This is a genomic window from Mycolicibacterium pallens (assembly GCF_019456675.1).
GTDB classification, from domain to species: Bacteria; Actinomycetota; Actinomycetes; order Mycobacteriales; family Mycobacteriaceae; genus Mycobacterium; species Mycobacterium crocinum.
In genome coordinates this window covers 2,605,304-2,625,145 of record NZ_CP080333.1, presented here as the reverse complement: position 1 = coordinate 2,625,145, position 19,842 = coordinate 2,605,304, and the positions used below count along the sequence as shown (strand labels likewise).

Sequence of the window (19,842 nt, the reverse complement as noted above, 5' to 3'; positions counted from 1 at the left end):
CCGGACCTCCTTCTCCGCCTCTCTGGACGGATCGTTAAAGGATGTCGAACTGCCGGGCAGCTTAACAGGTGAACGCCAACGATCGCGAAACACGCCGGTCAGTAGAATCCTGACGGTGAATCTCGGAGACAACCGCACCTCCGTCGTGCAGGCAGTCGACACCGGAGTGCTGGCCGGAGCGGTCACTCTCGCCTGGCAACGTGGAAATGTGTTGCAGGTCAACGAGATCGGCTACCGCGACGTCGAAGCCGGACTACCCATGCAGCGGGACACGATCTTCCGGGTTGCCTCGATGACCAAGCCGGTGACGGTGGCGGCGGCGATGAGCCTGCTCGAGGAGGGCAAGCTCACACTGTCCGATCCCGTCACCCGCTGGCTGCCGGAGCTGGCCGACATGCAGGTGCTGGTGGATCCGACCGGCCCGCTGGATCAGACGGTGCCGGCGCGCCGGCCGATCACCATCGACGACCTGATGACTCACCGCAGCGGGCTGGCCTACGTGTTCTCGGTGACCGGTCCGATCAGCCGTGCCTACGGCCGGGTCTCGTTCCGTCAGGACCAGGACCACTGGCTGGCCGAGGTCGCGCAGCTGCCGCTGGTGCACCAGCCCGGCGAGCGGCTCACCTACAGCCACGCCACCGACGTCCTCGGCATCGTCCTGTCCCGGATCGAAGGCAAGTCCCTGCAGGCCGTGCTCGCAGAGCGGATCTTCGAGCCACTCGGGATGCCCGACACCGGGTTCTTCATCTCCCCCGACAAACGCGCCCGGGCGGCCACGATGTATCGCCTCGACGAGGAGTCCGGCCTGCAGCACGACGCGATGGGCCCGATACCGGTCACCGAGCCTCGCTTCTGCCAGGGCGGTGCGAGTTTGGTGACGACCGTCGATGACTACCTGCGGTTCGCCCGGATGCTGCTGGGCGGCGGCACCGTCGACGGGGTACGGGTCCTCTCCGAGGAATCGGTGCGGCTGATGCGCGCCGACCGGCTGACCGAGGAGCAGAAGAAGTTCCCGTTCCTCGGCCTGCCGTTCTGGATGGGCCGCGGCTTCGGCCTGAACCTCTCGGTGGTCACCGATCCGGCGAAATCCGCGCAGTTGTACGGCCCCGGCGGGCTGGGCACCTTCAGCTGGCCCGGCGCCTACGGCACCTGGTGGCAGGCCGACCCGGCCAACGACCTGATCCTGATCTACCTGATCCAGAACTATCCGAACCTGAGCGCGCCGGCCGCCGCGGTGGCAGGCAACACCTCGCTGGCCAAGCTGCAGTCGGTACAGCCGAAGTTCGTCCGCCGCACCTACGGTGCGCTCGGCCTCTAGACCATCGCGATCGGCGAGACCGGCGCCCCGATCTCCAGCGCGCCGGCGAGTTCGCGGCTGACGTCGTAGTCGAATACCACGTGGCCGGAGATGACGTCGATGTCGCGCTTGGCGCGTTGCAGCGGATTGTGCAGGAAATGCGCACTGGCACCGGATGATTCGAGAAGGTCGGCGACGACGGCGCGGGATTCGTGCACGATGTGCGCGGCCGCGACCCGGGCCTGGGCCCGCACGGCGCGCGGTATCCGGGCACCCTCGTCGACCATGCCCTCGATTGTCTCGACGGTGTCGCTCAGCAGTCCGTGCAGGGCGCGCAGCCGCACCCGGGCGTCGCCGAGGCGGATCTGCGCGGCCGGCTGCTGCTTCTGCGCGACGCCCGAGTAGGCCAGCACCCGTTCGCCGAGGCGGGTGGCGAACCCGTCGGCGACGGCCTCGGCCGCACCCAACGCCGGCATTGCCGCGAGCAGTGCCAGCGCGGGGACCATCGGCCAGCGGTAGGCGCTCGCGTCGTGGAGCGCAGCCCCCGGCGCCGTCCCGCCGTACACGTCGATCACACCGACCAGCCGGTGTTCGGGCACGAAGACGTCGTTCACCAGCACGTCGTGGGATCCGGTCCCCCGCATTCCATCGGTGTGCCACACATCCTGCACCGCAACATCGTCGGCGGGCAGCAGCACCAACGCGGGATACATTCCGTCATCGGGCCCGCACAGCGCGCCCACCATCACCCAGTCGGCGGCCATGATCCCGGTGGCCCACGACCATCGCCCGGACAATCGCACCCCGCCGTCGACCGGGACGCCGCGGCCGGTCGGCGCCAACGGCGCCGGACACAGCACCGGGCCGCCGGCGAAGACCTCGTCCTGCGCCCGCTCGCCGAACAGCGCGAGCATCCAGTTGTGCAGCGTGTAGAAGCCCAACGTCCAGGCGCTGGACGCGCAGCCGTGCGCCATCCGCCGCACCGGTTCCAGGATCGCGGGGAACGGTGCCTGCTCACCGCCGTAGCGGGCCGGCAACAGCAGCCGGGCCAGGCCGCTGGCACGGAAGTCGGCGATGGTGGCGTCCGGGAGGCGGCGCAACTCTTCGGCCTCGGCCGCGCGCTGCGCCAGACATGCCACGAAGTCGTCGCTGATCATCAGCCGACGCTACCATACCTTTTGGTATGGTTCTTAATGCCGCAGCATGATGTCGAGGAAACGCTGTTGCTGCGCTGCGGCTTTCGGGCCGGGGGCGGTCGCGGACAGGTGCAGGAATCCCACGCCGGCCGCGAACGTCGCATCGGCTCGGACGTCGGCGTCGGCGGCGCTGAAGCCGTCGTCGAGGTAGGCCTGCCGCACCGCGCGGCGCACCCGCCGGTCGGAGGCCGACACCGCCGCGGCGATGTCGGCATCGGTACGCGCCCACTCGCGCATCGCCCGCTCCAGCATCCAATGCCGTTGACCGAGAAGGGCTCTCATCATGCGGGCGAGCCGCTCCCGCGGGGGCAGTTCGGCAAGGCCGGCGAACTCGGCGCGGTCGGTGTCGTTGACCTCGGCCCAGGTGTCGGCCATTGCCCGCCGGTAGGCGCCGATGTCGGCGAAGTGCCAGTAGAAGCTGCCCTTGGTCGCACCGACGCGCTCGCACAGCCGCCCGACGGTCAGCGCCTTGACACCGTCGGTGGCCAGCAGCGAGAAGCCGGCCTCCACCCAGTCGGTGGCACTCAGCCGACCGCCTGACCCACTCGGCATCAGGGTCGCCGCGCCGTCACACACCAGGACGCGGCCGGGACCAGATAGCCGGTCGGACTGCGGTATTGGTCCAGTGCGGCGACCACGCCGGCGACCGCCTCCCGGCGTGTGGTCGCGTCGGCCGCCAGGAACGCCGGCCCGAGCGGCCCGGCGCTCAGTACCCGCTCCGCCGCGGCGTGACCGTCACCCTCGAACAGGAAGGGCGCGTCGACCGGGCGGATCGTCACGTCGACGAAGCCCGCGCCGGTCAGCAGCGCGGTGGTCGCATCGGGGTCGGCCATCGAGAACGGCCCGGGTTGGCCGGGTTCGGGCAAGGGCGGCCGTTGCGCACCGAGGATCGGCAGTGCCGTCGCGGTCGTCAGCACCATCCAGAGATTGTCGAGCAGCTGCTGCCACACCGACGCGGCCAGTCGGCCACCGGGGCGCAGCGCTCGAAAGATGTTGCGCAGAGCCGACTCTGGATCGTCGAAGAACATCAGTCCGAATCGGGCGTGCACGGCGTCGAACGGCACACCGGCGCCGGCCACCTCGGCCAGGTCGGCGGTCCCGGCATCGGCGGTCACCGCCACACCATGCACACCGGCCGCCGACATGCGTCGAGCGGCGGCGGCCACCATCTCGGCAGCCACATCCACCGCGGCCACCCAGCCGTCAGGGCCCACCTCGGCGCCCAGCGCGACCGCCGCGAGCCCGGCCCCGCAACCCACGTCGATGACCCGTTCGCCCGGAGCGGCGGCCAGCGCAGCCCGTGCCGCCCAGCCGTGCTCGCCCATCGCGGCGTCCATGGCTTCCGCGTGCTCGTCCCAGACCGCGGCCAGGGTCGCGAAGTGCTCCTCGGCGTCCATGCCGGGGAGATTACGCCTCGGGCGTCGCGCCCCGGACCGCGGCGGCGGCCGCACGGATCTGCGGGGTCACCAGCATGACCTGGCCCAGCACCCCGTTGACGAAGCCCGGCGACTCATCGGTCGACAGCTCCTTGGCCAGCTCGACCGCCTCGTCGACGGCCACCGGCTCCGGAACGTCCTCGGCGTGCAGCAACTCCCAGACCGCCACTCGCAGGATCGCCCGGTCCACCGCGGGCAGCCGCTCCAGCGTCCAGCCCTGCAGGTGCGAGGTGATCAACTCGTCGATGTGGGCCGAGTTCGTCGTGACGCCCCGGGCGACGGTGACCGTGTACGGATTCAGCGCCGACACCTCGGAGTTGGCCTCGGCCAGCGCGATGCGCGCATCGGCCACCTCGGCCGGCGTCAGGCCGCGGGCCTCGGCCTCGAACAGCAGGTCGACGGCGCGCTTGCGCGCCTGATGCCGACCCTTGTCGGCCTTGCGGTCGGCCATATCAGGCGTTCACACGCCCCAGGTAGCTGCCGTCGCGGGAATCGACCTTGAGCTTGTCGCCGGTGTTGATGAACAGCGGCACCTGGATCTCGGCCCCGGTCTCCAGCGTCGCGGGCTTGGTGCCCGCGCTGGACCGGTCGCCCTGCAGGCCGGGCTCGGTGTGGCTGACCTCGAGCTCGACCGTCACCGGCAGCTCCAGGTACAGCGGCGACCCCTCGTTGAACGCAATCTGCACCGGCATGCCCTCGAGCAGGAAGCCGGCCATGCGACCGACCAGCGCCTCGGGCAGCGGGTGCTGCTCGAAGTCCTCGGAGTCCATGAACACGAAATCCGAACCGTCGCGGTAGAGGTAGGTGGCGTCGCGCCGGTCGACGGTCGCGGTCTCCACCTTCACACCGGCGTTGTAGGTCTTGTCGACGACCTTGCCGGAGAGGATGTTCTTGAGCTTGGTGCGCACGAACGCCGGGCCCTTACCCGGTTTGACGTGCTGAAACTCGATGATCTGCCAGAGCTGGCCGTCGATGTTCAGCACGAGGCCGTTCTTAAAGTCGGCAGTTGATGCCACAGTCGGTCGTTCTCCTAGGTCAGGACAGCCAGTTCCTTGGGGAACCGGGTCAGCAGTTCGCTCCGGTCGCCGAGGACCAGGGTGTCCTCGATGCGGACACCGCCACGGTCGGGCAGGTAGACACCGGGTTCCACGGTCACCACGGAGCCAGCAAGCAGTGTACCGGCGGCAGCGGAGTTGATTCCCGGTGCTTCGTGGATCTGCAATCCGACGCCATGCCCCAGGCCGTGGCCGAAGAACTCGCCGTATCCGGCGTCGACGATCACCTGCCGAGCCGCGCCGTCCACGTCACGCAGTTCCGCGCCGACGTCCAGGGCCTCCCGGCCTGCCCGCTGCGCCGCGGCGACCAGCTGGTAGATCTCCCGCTGCCAGTCCGCCGCCGTGCCCAGCACGAAAGTGCGGGTCATGTCGGAGTGGTAGCCGCCGACCAGTGCGCCGAAGTCGATCTTGACGAAGTCACCGGCGGCCAGCACCGCGTCGGTGGGCCGGTGGTGCGGGATCGCCGAGTTGGCGCCGGTGGCCACGATGGTCTCGAACGACGGGCCGTCCGCGCCGTGCTCGAGCATCAGCGCCTCGAGCTGCCGACCGACCTCCTTCTCGGTGCGCCCGGGCCGCAGCCCGTCGCTGCTGACCAGCACCAACAGCGCCGCGTCGGCGGCCTCGCAAGCCAGCCGCAGCAGCGCGAGCTCACCGGCATCTTTGATCTCGCGCAGCGCCTCGACCTTGCCGGACGCGCGGACCAGCTCGGCTGCCGGCTGGTCGTCGACCTCGCCGGCCAGCACGTCGAACCCGTCGACGGTGACGACGTGGCTTTCGAAGCCGATCCGGCGGGCCCCGTCGGCCACCGCGCGGCCGACCAGGTGGCGTCCGCAGGCCCGTTCGATCACGGTTTCCAGGTCCGGCGCCTGCTGCGCGGCCTGCGTCCGATAGCGAGAATCGGTGGCCAACACGTCGGGCGTGTCGCCGGCGAACACCAGTAGCGCCGCGTTCGACCCGCTGAAACCCGACAGGTAACGCACGTTGACCAGGTCACTGATCAGGATGGCGTCCAATCCGTCGGCCGCCAGCTTGGCGGCCAGCCGGTCCCGACGTTGGGAATGTGTCACGTTCGCTGACGGTACTCGCTACGCTCATCACTCATGACTACGTGGTTGTTGCGCGGCCTGGCGTTCGCTGCCGGCATGGTGATCGTTCGTATCGTGCAAGGCACGCTGATCAACATCTACGAGACCAAGGCGGGACTGATCAGCATCGTGCTGGTCGTGCTGTTCGGTATCGCGTCGTTCCTGTGGGGCCTGATCGACGGGCGCGCCGACGCCAACGCCCAGCCCGACCCGGACCGCCGTCGCGATCTGGCGATGACCTGGCTGCTGGCTGGACTCGTCGCCGGCATCCTCAGCGGCCTGGTCACCTGGATCATTTCGCTGTTCTACAAGAACGTGTACGCCGAAGGGCTGATCAGCGAGGTCACCACCTTCGCGGCGTTCACCGCGCTGATGGTGTTCGTGCCCGCGATCGCCGCCGTGGCGCTCGGCCGCTTCCTGGTCGACCGCAAGCGGCCGCCGCAGGAACGTCGCCGCGAGGACGGCAGCACCGGTGACGTGTTCGACGCCGCACGTGAGGACGACCGCACGGGACCCATCGCGGGCCTCGGGCACAACGAGTCCGCCGCCACCGAGGCGCACACCTCGCCGGTGGCCACCGCCGAGCGCGACGAGCCGACCGAGCAGATCGACATGACGGGCAAGTCCGACAAGTCGTAGTCTCCCGAGCGTGCGGATTGTCGTCGAAAATCTTGGATGAAGCGCCGATAAGCTGCATGCTCGCGGCATTTGACGGCCACACCCGAAGGGTCCTCGCCCAGGCTGGCGTTATCGACACAAAGCGCGAGCAACCCTCGCGGTAACTACAGCCTCGCCGAGAGCTAGATCGCGTCCAGCGGCGCCCAGGCGCTGACGTCGAACTCGTTGTCGCGCGCCACGATCACCGGTCCCCCATGGCCCGGGTAATGCGCGGGAAAGACCGTGGCATGGGCCTGCGCCGCCTCGGTGAACACCCGCCTGCGGGTTCCGCGGGCGGCGGCCGCATCGACGTCGAACGCGCACGCGTCGTCGGGCCGCCGGATCTGGATCGGGCAGTGTGTCAGGTCGCCGACGAACACCGCGGGGCTGCCCGCGTCGAGCCACAGCACCGACGAGCCCGGCGTGTGTCCGGCCGCCGGGCGCAACCGCAGCGACGCGCTGAGCTGCAGGTCGTCCGACCACAGCTGGGTCTGTTCGGTCACCGGAATCACGCTGTCGGCCAACACTGTTCGCATACCGTCGTTCTCGCCGTCGCCACCGGGGCCGAAGAAACGGTAGTCGGCTTCGGGCATCACGTAGCGGGCGTTGGGAAACGTCGGCACCCATCGCCCGTCGACGAGTTGGGTGTTCCAGCCGACGTGGTCGGTGTGCAGGTGGGTGTTGACCACGATGTCGACGTCCGCCGGGTCGAAGCCGGCCTCGCCGAAGGCGGTGAGGAAATCCGTCGACAGATGGTCCAGGGGCGGCATGTGCGGCCGCTCGCGGTCGTTGCCCACGCCGGTGTCGACCACGACGATCAGACCGTCGACCTCCACCACCCACGATTGCATCGCTATGCGCCACTGCTCGGCGTCGCGGTCCCAGAAGTGCGGCTTCAGCAGATCGGCATTGTCGGCCCACGCCTGCGCCGGGGTGTCGGCGAACAGCGATGTCCGCATCTGGATCTGCGTTTCGAGGACTCGCGTGACGCTGGCCCCGCCCAGCGTCATCCGATTGTTCACGACTGGTCGAGCGTCGTTTCCAGGGTGGCCAGGTAGCGCAGCGCCAGCAGGTAGCCCTGGATACCCAGCCCGACGATCACGCCGGTCGCGACTCCGCTCAGATAGGAGTGGTGCCGAAACTCTTCCCGCGCATGCACGTTCGAGATGTGCACTTCGATCAGCGGGGCCTTGAGCTCGGCGCACGCGTCGCGCAGCGCGATCGAGGTGTGGGTCAGCGCGCCGGCGTTGAGGATCACCGGGTCGCCGGCGTCGGCGGCCGCGTGCAGCCAGTCGATCAGCTGACCTTCGCTGTTGGATTGACGGACCACCGCGGTCAGCCCCAGCTCAGTGGCCTGGGTTTCAACCAGCGTGACGAGGTCGACGTAGGTCGTGCTGCCGTAGATCTCGGGCTCGCGCCGGCCGAGCCGGTCCAGGTTCGGGCCGTTGAGCACCAAAACCGTTGTCATCGAGCCACCTCCGCATACGCCGCCGCCAGCAGTGCCGGGTCCGGGCCTTCCAGGCGACCCGGCTTGGCCAGGCCGTCGAGCACCACGAATCGCAGCACTCCCGAGCGGGTCTTCTTGTCGCCGGCCATGCTCTCGACGAGTTCGGGCAGCGCGTCGGCGTCGTAGCTCACCGGCAGGCCCAGCGCGGTCAGCACCGTGCGGTGGCGGGCGGCGGTCTCGTCGTCGAGTCGCCCGGCGAGCCGGCCGAGTTCCGCGGCGAACACCAGCCCCACCGATACCGCCGCGCCGTGGCGCCACTGGTAGCGCTCACGGCGTTCGATGGCGTGGCCCAATGTGTGTCCGTAGTTGAGGATTTCGCGCAGCGCCGACTCTTTCTCGTCGGCGGCCACCACCTCGGCCTTGACGGCGATGGCCCGACGGATCAGCTCCGGCAGCACGTCGCCGGACGGGTCGACGGCGGCCTGCGGGTCGGCCTCGATGAGGTCCAGAATCTTCGGGTCGGCGATGAAGCCGGCCTTGACGATCTCGGCCATCCCGGCGACGAGTTCGTTGTGCGGCAACGTCTCCAGCATCGCCAGGTCGACCAGTACACCCGCGGGCTGATGGAAGGAGCCGACCAGGTTCTTACCCGCCTCGGTGTTGATTCCGGTCTTGCCGCCGACGGCGGCGTCGACCATCGCCAGCAGCGTGGTCGGCACGTGCACGATGTCGACACCGCGCAGCCAGGTCGCGGCGGCAAAGCCGGCCACGTCCGTCGCCGCACCGCCGCCGAGACTGACCAGTGCGTCCTTGCGACCGATTCCGATGCGGCCCAACACTTCCCAGATGAACCCGACGACCGGCAGGTCCTTGCCTGCCTCGGCGTCGGGAATCTCGATACGGTGGGCGTCGACGCCGTTGTCGGCCAGATGCGCGCGGATCGCCTCGGCGGTCTGGGCCAGCGTCGGCTGGTGCAGGATCGCCACCTTGTGCCTGCCACCGAGCAACTCGCCGAGTTCACCGAGCAGGCCGGTTCCCACGATCACCGGGTAAGGCGGATCGACGGCGACCTCGATGGTCACCGGCGATGAGGACTCTGTCATTTGCGAACTCCGGCGCGGCGGGCGGCCAGCGCCGCCGGCGTGGCGGGCGTGACCGGGGTGGACTCCACTGGCTCAGTGGGAGATGTTGGGGCAGAACTCTTCTCGGACGTCGACGACGAGCGGCGCCACGGCGGCCTGCGCCGGCGCGGCGGTTGGGGATTCTCCAGCCGCGAAATGATATGGCGCACAACCGCACCGGGGTTGCGACGGTTGGTGTTGATCCGGATCGTCGCGACCCGCCGGTAGAGCGGCACCCGCTCGTTCATCAGCGTTCGGTACTTCTCGGCGTGGTCAGGCCCGGCCAGCAGCGGGCGCACGGTGCTGCCACTGGTCCGGCGCACACCTTCGGCCGCGCTGATCTCCAGGAACACCACCGTGTGGCCGGCCAGCGCGTCGCGCACCCCGGGTGTGGTGACCGCGCCGCCGCCAAGCGACAGGACGCCGTCGTGGGTGGCCAGCGCATCGCGGATGACCTCTTCCTCGATGCGACGGAATTCCTTTTCGCCTTCGTTGGCGAAGATGTCAGCGACGGTGCGCCCGGTCTTCTCCTCGATGGCGGCGTCGGTGTCCAGCATCGCCACACCCATCGCCTTGGCCAACCGCCGCCCGATGGTGGACTTCCCGGAGCCGGGCAGTCCGATCAGCACGGCTTTCGGCGCCATCGCGCTACCCCGACGCCCGAACTGGCGACTCCGACGGCATCCGCTCAGTGACCGCCTGCAGGTAGCTCTCGACGTTGCGGCGAGTCTCCGCCAGCGAGTCACCGCCGAACTTCTGCAGCACCGCGCGGGCCAGCACCAGCGCGACCATTGTTTCGACCACGACGCCCGCCGCGGGCACCGCGCACACGTCGGAACGTTGGTGGATGGCGACGGCCTCGTCGCCGGTGGCCATGTCGACGGTGGCCAGCGCGCGCGGCACGGTGGAGATCGGCTTCATCGCCGCCCGCACCCGCAGCGGCAGGCCGTTGGTCATGCCGCCTTCGAGCCCGCCGGCCCGGTTGGTGGAGCGCACCACGCCGTCGGGGCCCGGGTACATCTCGTCGTGCGCCTGGCTGCCACGGCGGCGCGCCGTCTCGAAGCCGTCGCCGATCTCGACGCCCTTGATGGCCTGGATGCCCATCACCGCGCCGGCGAGCTGGCTGTCGAGCCGGTTGTCGCCGCTGGTGAAGGAGCCCAGGCCGATCGGCAGGCCGTGCACGACAACCTCGACGATGCCGCCCAGGGTGTCGCCGTCACGTTTGGCGGCCTCGATCTGGGAGATCATGTCGGCCTCGGCGTCCTTGTCGGACGCCCGGACCGGGCTCTCGTCGATGCGGGGCAGATCGTCGGCGGCCGGCGGCGGTCCGTCGTAGGGCTTCGACGCGCCGATCGAGATGACGTGCGAGAGCACCTCGACGCCGAGCGCTTGTCGCAGGAAGGACCGGGCGACGGTCCCCGCCGCGACGCGGGCCGCGGTCTCCCGGGCGCTGGCCCGCTCGAGGACCGGGCGGGCGTCGTCGAACCCGTACTTGAGCATGCCTGCGAAATCGGCGTGGCCGGGCCGCGGACGGGTCAGGGGCGCGTTGCGCGCGACATCCAGATCTTCGGCGTCGACCGGGTCGGAGGCCATCACGGTCTCCCATTTGGGCCACTCGGTGTTGCCGATCTCGATGGCGATCGGACCGCCCAGCGTCTCGCCGTGGCGGACGCCGGCCAACACGGTGACCTGGTCCTGCTCGAACTTCATCCGGGCGCCGCGGCCGTAGCCCAGCCGACGACGAGCCAGCTGCTCGGCGATGTCGGCCGACGTCACGCGCACACCGGCGACCATGCCTTCGACCACGGCTACCAGCGCGCGGCCATGAGATTCACCGGCAGTCGTCCATCGCAACACGCGTCCCATCTTCCCACGTCGGCCACGGCAGACCCAATCTGCTTTCCCGGCGCCGGGGGTTCGCCGCGCAAGCAGCGGGTAACCCGCCACGCAGGAGGACATCATGCGCAACGCGGTCATCGTCGCCGCAGCTGGCTGCGTGATGTTCCTGGTGGCCCTCATCAGCGGCAGCGTGTGGGCCGCGGTCGGGGTCATCGCGTTGGCACTGACCGGATTGTTGCTGCTCATCCGCGACGTGCGGCGAGACGAACACAACGAGGAGGTGGCCGACATCGCGCCGATCTTGACGCCGGAGAACTTCGCTCCCGACATCGCCGACAGTGACACAGCCGACGTAACGGAGGCCGGGTCCGAAGGGGATGAATACGGTGACGACGATTTCCCGTTCGGCGAGCCCCTGCCGGCCCCGGCGGATGACAACACCCGTATCGCCTAAGTCCTGAAAGGACTCGATGACCACCGCACGACTACATACCGATTCGCGCTCTCTCGACCAGGCCCGCCGCACCGTGGACGCGGTGTCGGCCGCGTTCTCCGCGACCGTGGTCGGCCAGGACAATCTGCGGGAATCGCTTCTGATCGGACTCGCTGCCGGCGGCCACGTGCTGATCGAGAGCGTGCCGGGGCTGGCGAAAACCACCGCCGCGCGGGTGATCGCCGACTCCATCCACGGCGGCTTCCACCGCATCCAGTGCACGCCGGACCTGCTGCCAAGCGACATCATCGGCACCCAGGTGTACGAGGCCGCGACCAACCGTTTCGTCACCCAGCTGGGCCCGGTGCACACCAACATCGTGCTGCTCGACGAGATCAACCGCTCCAGCGCCAAAACGCAGAGCGCGATGCTCGAAGCGATGGAAGAACGGCAGACCACGATCGCCGGCACCGTCTATCCCATCCCCGAACCGTTCCTGGTGGTCGCCACCCAGAACCCCGTCGACCAGGAGGGCACCTATCCCCTGTCGGAGGCGCAGACCGACCGGTTCATGCTCAAGGACGTCGTGGCCTACCCGTCAGTGGCCGAAGAGGTCGAGATGATCCACCGGATGGATGCCGGGCTGTTCGACAAAGATCATCGCCGCGGCGCGGTGGTCGGACTCGACGACATCCGCACCCTGCAGCAGGTGGTGCGCTCGGTACAAATGGATCCGGCGCTGATGCGCTACGCCAGTCAACTGGTGGCCGTCAGCCGCAACCCGCAGGTGTATCTGGACCCCAAGCTGGCCCGGCTCGTCGAGTACGGCGCCAGCCCGCGCGCCACGATCGCGTTCTGCCGGGCCGCCCGGGCGCTGGCCGTGCTGTCCGGGCGCGGGCATGTCATCCCCGACGACATTGCCAAACTCGCCCACCGCATCCTGCGGCACCGGCTGATCCTGGGCTTCGAAGCGGCCGCGTCCGGAATCACCTCCGACACGGTGATCGACGCCATCCTGCACGCGGTTCGAGTGCCCTAGAGGCATGACTGCCCATCTCAGCCGGGCCAAACGGTTCTTCGGCACTGACACCCGCGGGCTCCTCGAAGGTGGCCGCTACGCCCTGTTGCACACCCGCAGTATGGAATTCGACGACCTGCGGCCGTACGTGCCGGGCGACGACGTTCGGGATATCGACTGGAAGGCCACCGCGCGGTCGGGCACGGTGTTGATCAAGCGCTTCGTGTCCGAGAAACACCACAAGATCCTTCTGGTCGCCGACGCCGGCCGGAACATGACCGCACTGGCGGCCGGCGGAGAAGTCAAACGCGATGTGGCCGAGGCAATTCTGGGTGCCTTCGGGTTGATCACACTCGGCCGTTCCGATGAGATCGGGATGGTGTACGGCGACGCCAGGGGCTGTGCCAGCATCCGGGCGGGCCGCGGCGAGACGCACATCGAAGGCATGCTCGCCCATTTCTACCGGCACATCACGACCAATCCCGGGCCGAGCGACATCGAGGCCCAATTGCGCTACGTCGCAACGCATTACCGGCGCCGCATGCTGGTGGTCGTGGTGTCCGACGAACCGGACGTCACCGCCGGGCTCGATGAGGTCACCGGCCGGCTGGCGGCCCGACACGACATGCTCTGGGCCTGTGTGTCCGATATGCCTGCGGTCAGCGGTGACAGCGACGGCTACGACGTGGCGACCGGTGCGGTGGTGCCCAGCCGGACTCGGCTGGGCCGCCGGGTCGAGGCGGCGTACCGCCGCGCCGAACATCGTCGGCGAGCCCGCCTTGAGGCGTTCCTGACCGCACACGCGATCCCGTTCACGACAATCGGCCGCAGCGACGAGATCCGGCCCCGGCTCACCGCAATGACGGAGGTGTTCGCCCGTGCCGGGTGACCTGCTGCGGTTCGTCAGCGGGCCCACCGCGTACTCGTCGTGGTGGCTGTGGCTCGCTATGGTGCTGCTGCTCCTTGTCATCGGTTGGTACGCAGCCGTTTTCGTGGCAACACTGCCGAATGCCCGGATTCGGGCGCTGCCCGCGCTTGGCGATCTGCATGCCCGGCTGACGCGGCGGCGCTTCGCAGGCAGCATCCGGCATATCACCGACCGCAGGCGCCGCGGCGAACTGTCCGACGCGCAGGCCTACGACGAGATGAGCCACACCGTCCGCAGCTTCCTGCATCAGACGACCGGGGTGCGGGCACAGTACCTGCACGTCGACGAGATCGCCGCGGGGACGCTGGCGGCGGCCGCACCGCTGATCGCCGCGCTGCGCGATGCGCGGTTCGACACCGCCGCGGACGCCGACCCCGACCGGCTGGGTGCTCAGGCCGAGGAGTTGATCCGCTCGTGGACCTGAGGTGGTGGCCGATCGCGGTGGCCGCGGTGGTCGCGCTGGCCGTTTGCGTGGTGCTGGCAATCGCGGTGCGTAGTGCGAAGGCCGATCGGCTACTACGGCCGCTTGCGCACGTCGACCGGCTCACCGCACTGCCCGAGTACGCCCGGATCCGCCGGCGCGAGACCGCATTGGCGGTGACGACGATCGCACTGCTGATCGTCCTGTTCCTGACCGCTGGGCTGACCGCCGCACGGCCGTCGGGATCGGGACGCGAGTTCGACGCGCTTCACCCCGAGGACGTGATGCTGTGCGTCGGCGCGCCGGTCACCGACGGCACCACCGCGCAGTTCCTCAACCACTTCGCCCGCCAGGCAACGACATTCGACGCTCAGCGGATCGGGCTGACCTCCCCGACGGTCCGGGTGTTGCCGCTGACCCGCGACTACCAGTACGCCGCACAGCGGCTCGGTGACTACGGCTCGCCGAACGCGCAGCAGACCGCCGAGTTCGCCAAGACGGTGAATTACTCCGACTATGCCCCGACCCTGCGAGACACCCTGGCACTGTGCATGACCGGGTTCGGCACCGAACCGACCACGCACCGACGTTCGCTGATTTATCTGGGCCCCAGCACGTTCGGGCCCGGTGACGAACGGTCGCTGTTCAGTGATCAACACGTCGCCGAGATGGCGGACAAGGCCGGCATCCAGGTGAACGCGATCGCGAGGGTGGACGTCAGTGATGCCGCGCAGCGCGGTGACACCGAGCTCGGTGCGCTCACCCAGCGGACCGGCGGACGGTTCTTCCGCTATCACGCGACGGGACCGGGCGGATCCGACCCCACGCTGAACGATGACCTCGACGCGATTCGCGCCAACCCTGCACCGGTGGTGCTGCCCGGCGGCGCGCGGATCACCGGGCAACTGCCCGACGAACCCGGCCCCCTGCTCATCGCCGGGCTGGTGGCAGCCGCCCTGCTGGGTGTCGCCTTGGTGGTGGTGCGGCGATGAGTGTGCACCCTGTGTTGCCGATGGCGCTCCTGCTGGTGCTGGCCGCCGTGATCGTCGCCGCCCGGGCGGTGACGTTGTCGGCGGTGCTGGCGCATCCCGGCGACCGGCGCCGGCCGGCGCTGTTGCGCTGGGGTGCAACCACATTGGCGTTGCTCCTGCTGGTCGCCGCGGCAGCGCGACCCGGTATCGACTCCCCCGCCCAATCCCACCCGGACCGCGATGTGGCCGCGGCCAGCCAGGGCGCAAACACCAACGTGTTCTTCGTCGTGGACCGGTCGGTGGACTCGCGCGTCTCCGACTACGGCGGAGCAACGCGGATGTCCGGGATCCGCAACGATATGGCCGCGATCGTCGACACCTACCCGAAGGCACGGTTCGCGGTGATCGGGTTCGCATCGGCACCGGACATCGCGTGGCCGCTGTCCGAGGACATCTGGAGCCTCAAGGCGGTCATCGCGGGCCTGTCTCCCTACGTCAGCGTGGCACCCGACGCCGCCTCGCAGGTGAATGCCGGTGCGGCCGCGAACCTGCTGCGCTATCAGCTCATCCAGGCCAGCCAGCAATATCCCGGCGCCCGGAACCTGGTGTTCTACCTCGGCGAGGGTGCCGGTGGGTCGACGGCACCGCAGGCCGCCTTTGAGGTCGGCGACCGGGTCTCCGGCGGAGCGGTCTTCGGTTACGGCACCGCGGCCGGCGGTCCGATCCCGGGTGCCTACGTCGACGGTGCGGTCACGTATCTGTCCGACGCCCGGTCGGGCGCGCCCGCGATCTCGGCGCTCGACGACATGCGATTGCGCCGAGTCGCAGACGAACTCGGCGTGCAGTACGTGCATCGTGAGCCCGCGCAGCCGGTGACCGGTGCGCTGCCGCAGCTGAAGCCGGACAGCGGCACGCAGAGCGCGTCACTGTCGTCCACCCCGGTCCCCGACCGCGTCGAGCTGTACTGGTTCTTGGCGCTGTTGGCCGCCATTGCGCTGCTGCCGGAGATCTACCTGACGGTGCGGGAGTTCTGGCGCACCCGCACATCGCGGAGGGAGGCGCGATGACTGCGGGTCGAGTGCGACTGCGGCGTCGGCTGCTGCTGTGGTCGGCGCCGGTGGTTCTGCTCGCGGTAGCCGCGGTGATCAAGATGATTTCGGTTGTGCTGGTTGGCGATTCGGCGGTGACACATTTCAACCGTGGCGACGGCGCGGCGCTGCGCGCCGATGCGTCGAGGCTCGGTGTGCTCAATCTGATCGAGCCCGCGAAGGCGCCGTTCGCGCGGGGATCCGCCGCGGTGCTGGAGGGTCGCCTCGACGAGGCCGACACCGACTTCGCCCGTGCGCTCGCCGACGATCCCTCGTGCCCGGTGCGGGTGAACGCCGAACTCGTCCGCGAAACACAGGGCGACGTGGCGGCCGCCGCCGGCCGAACCCCGGCAGCCGAGGAGCGTTACCGGAGCGCGCTGCGCCTCGTGACCGAGGCGCCCGCGAACTGCTTCGCAGGCAACGACGATTCACAGGCCGACCGGCGGGCGGTCCGCGCTCAGGCCGAAGCCCGCCTCAACGCGAAGATCGCTGGGCTGCATACGGTTCCGCCGCCACCGGAACTCAATGCCGCACCGCCGCCACCGCCGCCTCCCCAACCCCCCGCCGGTGTCGCGCCCGCCGAATCCAATACGCCGCCACCGGCATTGGGTCCGTCAGGCCAAGGCCTGTCGGACATCTCCCCCGACCGGCTGCCCAGCCCCGGAGCTCAGCCCTCGCCCCCGCATCAGCTGGGCGGCGGCGATCCCCTGGACCGGTTGCGCCAACTGCTCACCGACGCCGCATCGTCGGGCAGCGATGCGGGGTGACGACTGTGGGGCCTATGCAGTGAAATCACCGAATTTCTCTGCAGGAGGCCCACACTCGGGAGAGCATTCACCACACCACCAGCGCGGCCGCCGCCACGCTGGCCAGGCACATCGACGGACCGTGCGGCACCGTGGCCGTCCGGTCTCGCATCACCACGACAACGGCCGCCATCGCGGTCAGCACCGGCGCGCCCAGGGCGGCCAGCAGCCACACATCCGGCCCGAACGCTCCGGTCAGCCCGCCCACACCCAGTGCCAGTTTCACGTCACCGGCGCCCAGGCCGCCTGGAATCACCAGGTGCACAGTCAGATACAGCGCGGCCAGACCGAGGGCACCGGCCAGCGCAGGGACACCGCGGCCGCACACCAGCGCAGCAACCAGCACCGCGGCGGCACCGGGCAGCGTCAACGCGTTGGGCAGCCGCCGCTGACGGACGTCGAACACGGTCAACGCCACCGCCCACAGCAGCACGACCCCCACCAGACAAGCCCGCATGGCGGGACGTTAACCCAGTGCGGCCGCCATCTGCTCACGCGGCGCCGGTCGGCCTGTGAATTGTTCGACCTGACTGAACGCCTGGTTCAGCAGCATCTGCACACCGCTGATCACCTCACCGCCGGCGTCCTGCACGGCGGCGGCCAGCGGGGTGGGCCACGGGTCGTAGATGGCGTCGAGCAGCACCGGAACGCCCGCGAACACCCCGGCGTAGGCGGCGGCGGCGTCGGCGGGGATGGTGCTCACCAGGACGTCGGCAGTGGCCACCACCGCAGCAAGCCCCGGGTCGGTCAGGTCGCAGAACTCGGCGGTGATGTCGACCGCTCGGCCCAGCTCCAGCAGCCGGGCCGCCTTATCCCGGTTTCGGGCGACGATGGTGACCTCGGTGGCACCGAGGTCCGCCAGCGCGACGACCGCGGCGGGCGCGGTCCCGCCCGCGCCCAGCACGATCGCGCGCCGAAGATGACGGACGTGCCCCAGCGCACCGGCCACCCCGTCGATGTCGGTGTTGTCGGCGCGCCAGCCATGATCGGTGCGCACCAGGGTGTTCGCCGAGCCCACCAGCTCGGCGCGTTCGGTGCGCTCGTCGGCGACCTGCAGCGCCGCGAACTTGCCCGGCATCGTCACCGAAAGCCCCACCCACTCGGGCCCCAAACCCCTGACCAGCGTGGGTAATCCGGCGGCCGTGCACTCGATCCGCTCGTAGGTCCAGTCGGTCAGGCCGAGCGCGCGGTAGGCCGCCAGGTGCAGCAGCGGCGACTTGGAATGCGCGACCGGCGAGCCGAGGACTGCCGCCTTACGCGCCGTCACTAGCGTGCCGGCCCCGACATATTTGCGCTCTTCACTTCGTTCATCGCGCGGAGTCCAGCACGCCATTGCGCTTGGCCAGCTCGATGTTCGCCAAATGTTGCTGGTAGTCCCGGGTGAACAGCGTGGTGCCCTCGGTGTCCACGGTCACGAAGTACAGCCAGTCACCGGGCTCGGGGCGCTCAGCCGCGGCCAGCGCATCCTGGCCCGGCGAGCAGATCGGCGTAGCCGGCAGACCCTCCATCGCATACGTGTTCCAAGGGGTCACCTGCGCCCGGTCGGCGTCGGTGGTGGCCACTTCCTGGCGGTCCAACGGATAGTTCACCGTCGAATCGAATTCCAGTTTCTGCGGCACGGCCAGCCGGTTGTAGATCACCCGCGCGACCTTCGCGAAGTCATGGGGTTTGGCCTCGCGCTGCACCAGCGAGCCGACGATCAGGATCTGATACGGCGACATGCGCATCGCCGCGGCGGTATCCAGCAGTCCGACGCTCACATAGTCTTCGGCGCTCTGGCCGACCAGCTTGGCCACGATCTCCTGTGGCGACGCGGCCGGGTCGACGTTCCACGTGCCGGGCGCGATCAATCCCTCGAGCCGACGATGGTTCTTGCCCAGTGCGATCACGGGTTGCGTCGCCCACTCCGGCACGTTCAACTGCGCCGGCGGCGCCTGCTCGGCCACCCGGCGCAAGTCCTCGGCGGACACGCACTTCTGCTGACCGTTCGCCGGGACGCAGGTGGACTTGGAGATCAGCGTGAAGATGCCGTCGGTGACCTTGCCCGAGCCGACCTCGGCGATGTCGTCGAGCTGACGACCCTCCGGAATGACCAGCTTGCCCACCCGGTTGTGCGGATCGGCCAGCCGATCCACCGCCGCTGAGGCCGACATCTCGGTGCGCACCGTGTAATAGCCCGGCTGGATCGCGGCGATCGCGTCGTTGTTCTTGGCCGCCTCGACGAAGCCCTTGATGTTGGAGATGACGTTCTTGTCGCGCAGCGTCTGCCCGATCTGGGTGGTGGAGTCCCCGTCGTGGACCTGGATGACGACGTCGTCCTTGCCCTCGCCGGAGTACCCGCTGTCCCCACTGAAGAGCTTGGCGCCCAGGTAGACCGCAGCGACCACGATCACCACCAGCAGGGCCGCCGCACCGGCGCCGATTGCCCTGCGCCGGTTGCGGTTTCGCTTGGCACGGACCCGCTCGAGGCGGCTCATCTTGCCCCGCGGCGGTCCGACCGCGACCGGGCCGGAACGATCGTCGTAGTCGTCAGGCATCGTCGCCCTCATCTGTGTCGGCGATAGTCGCGTTGCGGCGCTGGTCGAGCCAGCCCTGCAGGATTCCCACCGCGGCGGCCTGGTCGATCACGCCGCGTTGGGACTTGGCACGTACACCGGCTTCTCGCAGCGACCGCTGCGCGACCACCGTCGTCAATCGTTCGTCGGCCAGCCGCACCGGCACCGGCGCGATCCGCTCGGCCAGCGCGTCGGCCACGTCGACCGCGTCCTGCGCCGATGTGCCGGCCCGGTCGGCCAGCGTGCGCGGCAAGCCGACGATCACCTCGACGATGTCGTGTTCGGTGACCAACGCGGCGAGCCGCCGCAGATGCTTACCGGTCCGCTCCCGCCGCACCGTCTCCACCGGGGTGGCGAGGATGCCGTCGGGGTCGCTGACCGCCACCCCGATCCGTACCGTGCCCACGTCGACACCGAGCCGACGCCCCCGCCCCGGATCGTCTGCGCCGGGCCGGTCGGGCACACGGTTCTGTGCGGACAGCACTGACG

24 protein-coding genes are annotated in these 19,842 nt (G+C 69.5%); 9 read left to right on the top strand and 15 right to left on the bottom strand.

Annotated features, from left to right (window positions below; translation table 11 throughout):
- Positions 1-115: 115 nt before the first annotated feature.
- Entirely contained in the window at positions 116-1,318 is a 1,203-nt protein-coding gene (locus K0O64_RS12950) for a serine hydrolase domain-containing protein (protein ID WP_096311327.1), read from the top strand.
- Here K0O64_RS12950 and K0O64_RS12945 read toward each other — a convergent pair.
- The 6 genes from K0O64_RS12945 to K0O64_RS12920 are packed head-to-tail and all read right to left on the bottom strand — an operon-like array spanning position 1,315 to position 6,051.
- A complete protein-coding gene (locus tag K0O64_RS12945; protein WP_071945316.1) occupies positions 1,315-2,454 on the bottom strand; it encodes an acyl-CoA dehydrogenase family protein in 1,140 nt (379 codons plus the stop codon). The two genes, K0O64_RS12950 and K0O64_RS12945, sit on opposite strands and share 4 nt — an antisense overlap.
- A 33-nt stretch (positions 2,455-2,487) precedes the next feature.
- A complete protein-coding gene (locus K0O64_RS12940; RefSeq protein WP_096312839.1) occupies positions 2,488-3,045 on the bottom strand; it encodes a TetR/AcrR family transcriptional regulator in 558 nt (185 codons plus the stop codon).
- A complete protein-coding gene (locus K0O64_RS12935; protein WP_096311326.1) occupies positions 3,045-3,890 on the bottom strand; it encodes a class I SAM-dependent methyltransferase in 846 nt (281 codons plus the stop codon). Before K0O64_RS12935 ends, K0O64_RS12940 begins: the two co-directional genes overlap by 1 nt.
- A gap of 10 nt (positions 3,891-3,900) precedes the next feature.
- Positions 3,901-4,380, bottom strand: a complete 480-nt coding sequence (gene nusB / locus K0O64_RS12930; protein WP_071945320.1) for a transcription antitermination factor NusB — start codon at positions 4,378-4,380, stop codon at positions 3,901-3,903.
- A 1-nt stretch (position 4,381) separates the two neighbouring features.
- Positions 4,382-4,945, bottom strand: a complete 564-nt coding sequence (efp, locus tag K0O64_RS12925; RefSeq protein WP_071945322.1) for an elongation factor P — start codon at positions 4,943-4,945, stop codon at positions 4,382-4,384.
- Positions 4,946-4,959: 14 nt separating this feature from the next.
- A complete protein-coding gene (locus K0O64_RS12920) occupies positions 4,960-6,051 on the bottom strand; it encodes a M24 family metallopeptidase (RefSeq protein WP_096311325.1) in 1,092 nt (363 codons plus the stop codon).
- A 33-nt stretch (positions 6,052-6,084) separates the two neighbouring features.
- On the opposite strand from K0O64_RS12920, the gene K0O64_RS12915 reads away from it, so the two are divergent.
- Positions 6,085-6,708, top strand: coding sequence for a B-4DMT family transporter (locus tag K0O64_RS12915; protein WP_071945326.1), 624 nt, complete (start codon positions 6,085-6,087; stop codon positions 6,706-6,708).
- A 161-nt stretch (positions 6,709-6,869) separates the two neighbouring features.
- On the opposite strand, the gene K0O64_RS12910 is transcribed toward K0O64_RS12915, so the two are convergent.
- From K0O64_RS12910 to aroC, 5 genes are read right to left on the bottom strand one after another with little or no spacing between them, the layout of a single operon-like run.
- Positions 6,870-7,736, bottom strand: coding sequence for an MBL fold metallo-hydrolase (locus tag K0O64_RS12910; RefSeq protein ID WP_164520196.1), 867 nt, complete (start codon positions 7,734-7,736; stop codon positions 6,870-6,872).
- Positions 7,737-7,744: 8 nt separating this feature from the next.
- A complete protein-coding gene (gene aroQ, locus K0O64_RS12905) occupies positions 7,745-8,194 on the bottom strand; it encodes a type II 3-dehydroquinate dehydratase (RefSeq protein ID WP_071945330.1) in 450 nt (149 codons plus the stop codon).
- A complete protein-coding gene (aroB, locus tag K0O64_RS12900; protein ID WP_071945332.1) occupies positions 8,191-9,276 on the bottom strand; it encodes a 3-dehydroquinate synthase in 1,086 nt (361 codons plus the stop codon). The genes aroQ and aroB overlap by 4 nt, the downstream gene beginning before the upstream one ends.
- Entirely contained in the window at positions 9,273-9,938 is a 666-nt protein-coding gene (locus K0O64_RS12895) for a shikimate kinase (RefSeq protein ID WP_096311323.1), read from the bottom strand. The genes aroB and K0O64_RS12895 overlap by 4 nt, the downstream gene beginning before the upstream one ends.
- A gap of 4 nt (positions 9,939-9,942) precedes the next feature.
- Entirely contained in the window at positions 9,943-11,151 is a 1,209-nt protein-coding gene (gene aroC / locus K0O64_RS12890) for a chorismate synthase (protein ID WP_164520067.1), read from the bottom strand.
- A gap of 103 nt (positions 11,152-11,254) precedes the next feature.
- Between aroC and K0O64_RS12885 the strand changes: the two genes are divergently transcribed.
- The 7 genes from K0O64_RS12885 to K0O64_RS12855 are packed head-to-tail and all read left to right on the top strand — an operon-like array spanning position 11,255 to position 16,759.
- A complete protein-coding gene (locus K0O64_RS12885) occupies positions 11,255-11,587 on the top strand; it encodes a hypothetical protein (protein ID WP_096311321.1) in 333 nt (110 codons plus the stop codon).
- A gap of 16 nt (positions 11,588-11,603) precedes the next feature.
- Entirely contained in the window at positions 11,604-12,605 is a 1,002-nt protein-coding gene (locus K0O64_RS12880; protein WP_096311320.1) for an AAA family ATPase, read from the top strand.
- 4 nt (positions 12,606-12,609) lie between these two features.
- A complete protein-coding gene (locus tag K0O64_RS12875) occupies positions 12,610-13,473 on the top strand; it encodes a DUF58 domain-containing protein (RefSeq protein WP_096311319.1) in 864 nt (287 codons plus the stop codon).
- Complete coding sequence (locus tag K0O64_RS12870; RefSeq protein ID WP_096311318.1) at positions 13,463-13,936, top strand: hypothetical protein; 474 nt, start codon at positions 13,463-13,465, stop codon at positions 13,934-13,936. The genes K0O64_RS12875 and K0O64_RS12870 overlap by 11 nt, the downstream gene beginning before the upstream one ends.
- On the top strand, positions 13,927-14,925 hold the full coding sequence (locus K0O64_RS12865) for a vWA domain-containing protein (RefSeq protein ID WP_071945346.1): 999 nt from the start codon (positions 13,927-13,929) through the stop codon (positions 14,923-14,925). Before K0O64_RS12870 ends, K0O64_RS12865 begins: the two co-directional genes overlap by 10 nt.
- Positions 14,922-15,971: a vWA domain-containing protein gene (locus tag K0O64_RS12860; protein WP_096311317.1), complete on the top strand. Its 1,050-nt coding sequence runs from the start codon at positions 14,922-14,924 to the stop codon at positions 15,969-15,971. The genes K0O64_RS12865 and K0O64_RS12860 overlap by 4 nt, the downstream gene beginning before the upstream one ends.
- The gene (locus K0O64_RS12855; protein ID WP_096311316.1) at positions 15,968-16,759 is read left to right on the top strand and encodes a hypothetical protein; all 792 of its coding nucleotides are present in this window, start codon (positions 15,968-15,970) and stop codon (positions 16,757-16,759) included. The genes K0O64_RS12860 and K0O64_RS12855 overlap by 4 nt, the downstream gene beginning before the upstream one ends.
- Positions 16,760-16,826: 67 nt before the next feature.
- On the opposite strand, the gene K0O64_RS12850 is transcribed toward K0O64_RS12855, so the two are convergent.
- The 4 genes from K0O64_RS12850 to ruvX are packed head-to-tail and all read right to left on the bottom strand — an operon-like array spanning position 16,827 to position 19,834.
- Entirely contained in the window at positions 16,827-17,255 is a 429-nt protein-coding gene (locus K0O64_RS12850) for a prepilin peptidase (RefSeq protein ID WP_096311315.1), read from the bottom strand.
- A 9-nt stretch (positions 17,256-17,264) separates the two neighbouring features.
- On the bottom strand, positions 17,265-18,065 hold the full coding sequence (locus K0O64_RS12845) for a shikimate dehydrogenase (RefSeq protein ID WP_071949886.1): 801 nt from the start codon (positions 18,063-18,065) through the stop codon (positions 17,265-17,267).
- A gap of 40 nt (positions 18,066-18,105) precedes the next feature.
- A complete protein-coding gene (locus K0O64_RS12840) occupies positions 18,106-19,335 on the bottom strand; it encodes an endolytic transglycosylase MltG (protein WP_096311314.1) in 1,230 nt (409 codons plus the stop codon).
- Positions 19,328-19,834 carry a Holliday junction resolvase RuvX gene (gene ruvX, locus K0O64_RS12835; protein ID WP_096312837.1) on the bottom strand — a complete coding sequence of 169 codons (507 nt, stop codon included), beginning with the start codon at positions 19,832-19,834 and terminating at the stop codon, positions 19,328-19,330. The genes K0O64_RS12840 and ruvX overlap by 8 nt, the downstream gene beginning before the upstream one ends.
- Positions 19,835-19,842 lie beyond the last annotated feature (8 nt).

Coding starts and splice junctions, on each gene's coding strand:
- K0O64_RS12915 (WP_071945326.1), top strand. CDS start 6,085: ATGACTACGTGGTTGTTGCGCGGCCTGGCGTTCGCTGCCGGCATGGTG.
- K0O64_RS12885 (WP_096311321.1), top strand. CDS start 11,255: ATGCGCAACGCGGTCATCGTCGCCGCAGCTGGCTGCGTGATGTTCCTG.
- K0O64_RS12880 (WP_096311320.1), top strand. CDS start 11,604: ATGACCACCGCACGACTACATACCGATTCGCGCTCTCTCGACCAGGCC.
- K0O64_RS12895 (WP_096311323.1), bottom strand. CDS start 9,938: ATGGCGCCGAAAGCCGTGCTGATCGGACTGCCCGGCTCCGGGAAGTCC.
- K0O64_RS12850 (WP_096311315.1), bottom strand. CDS start 17,255: ATGCGGGCTTGTCTGGTGGGGGTCGTGCTGCTGTGGGCGGTGGCGTTG.
- aroB (WP_071945332.1), bottom strand. CDS start 9,276: ATGACAGAGTCCTCATCGCCGGTGACCATCGAGGTCGCCGTCGATCCG.
- K0O64_RS12945 (WP_071945316.1), bottom strand. CDS start 2,454: ATGATCAGCGACGACTTCGTGGCATGTCTGGCGCAGCGCGCGGCCGAG.
- K0O64_RS12910 (WP_164520196.1), bottom strand. CDS start 7,736: ATGACGCTGGGCGGGGCCAGCGTCACGCGAGTCCTCGAAACGCAGATC.
- K0O64_RS12935 (WP_096311326.1), bottom strand. CDS start 3,890: ATGGACGCCGAGGAGCACTTCGCGACCCTGGCCGCGGTCTGGGACGAG.
- nusB (WP_071945320.1), bottom strand. CDS start 4,380: ATGGCCGACCGCAAGGCCGACAAGGGTCGGCATCAGGCGCGCAAGCGC.
- K0O64_RS12840 (WP_096311314.1), bottom strand. CDS start 19,335: ATGCCTGACGACTACGACGATCGTTCCGGCCCGGTCGCGGTCGGACCG.
- K0O64_RS12875 (WP_096311319.1), top strand. CDS start 12,610: ATGACTGCCCATCTCAGCCGGGCCAAACGGTTCTTCGGCACTGACACC.
- K0O64_RS12940 (WP_096312839.1), bottom strand. CDS start 3,045: ATGCCGAGTGGGTCAGGCGGTCGGCTGAGTGCCACCGACTGGGTGGAG.
- aroQ (WP_071945330.1), bottom strand. CDS start 8,194: ATGACAACGGTTTTGGTGCTCAACGGCCCGAACCTGGACCGGCTCGGC.
- K0O64_RS12860 (WP_096311317.1), top strand. CDS start 14,922: ATGAGTGTGCACCCTGTGTTGCCGATGGCGCTCCTGCTGGTGCTGGCC.
- K0O64_RS12855 (WP_096311316.1), top strand. CDS start 15,968: ATGACTGCGGGTCGAGTGCGACTGCGGCGTCGGCTGCTGCTGTGGTCG.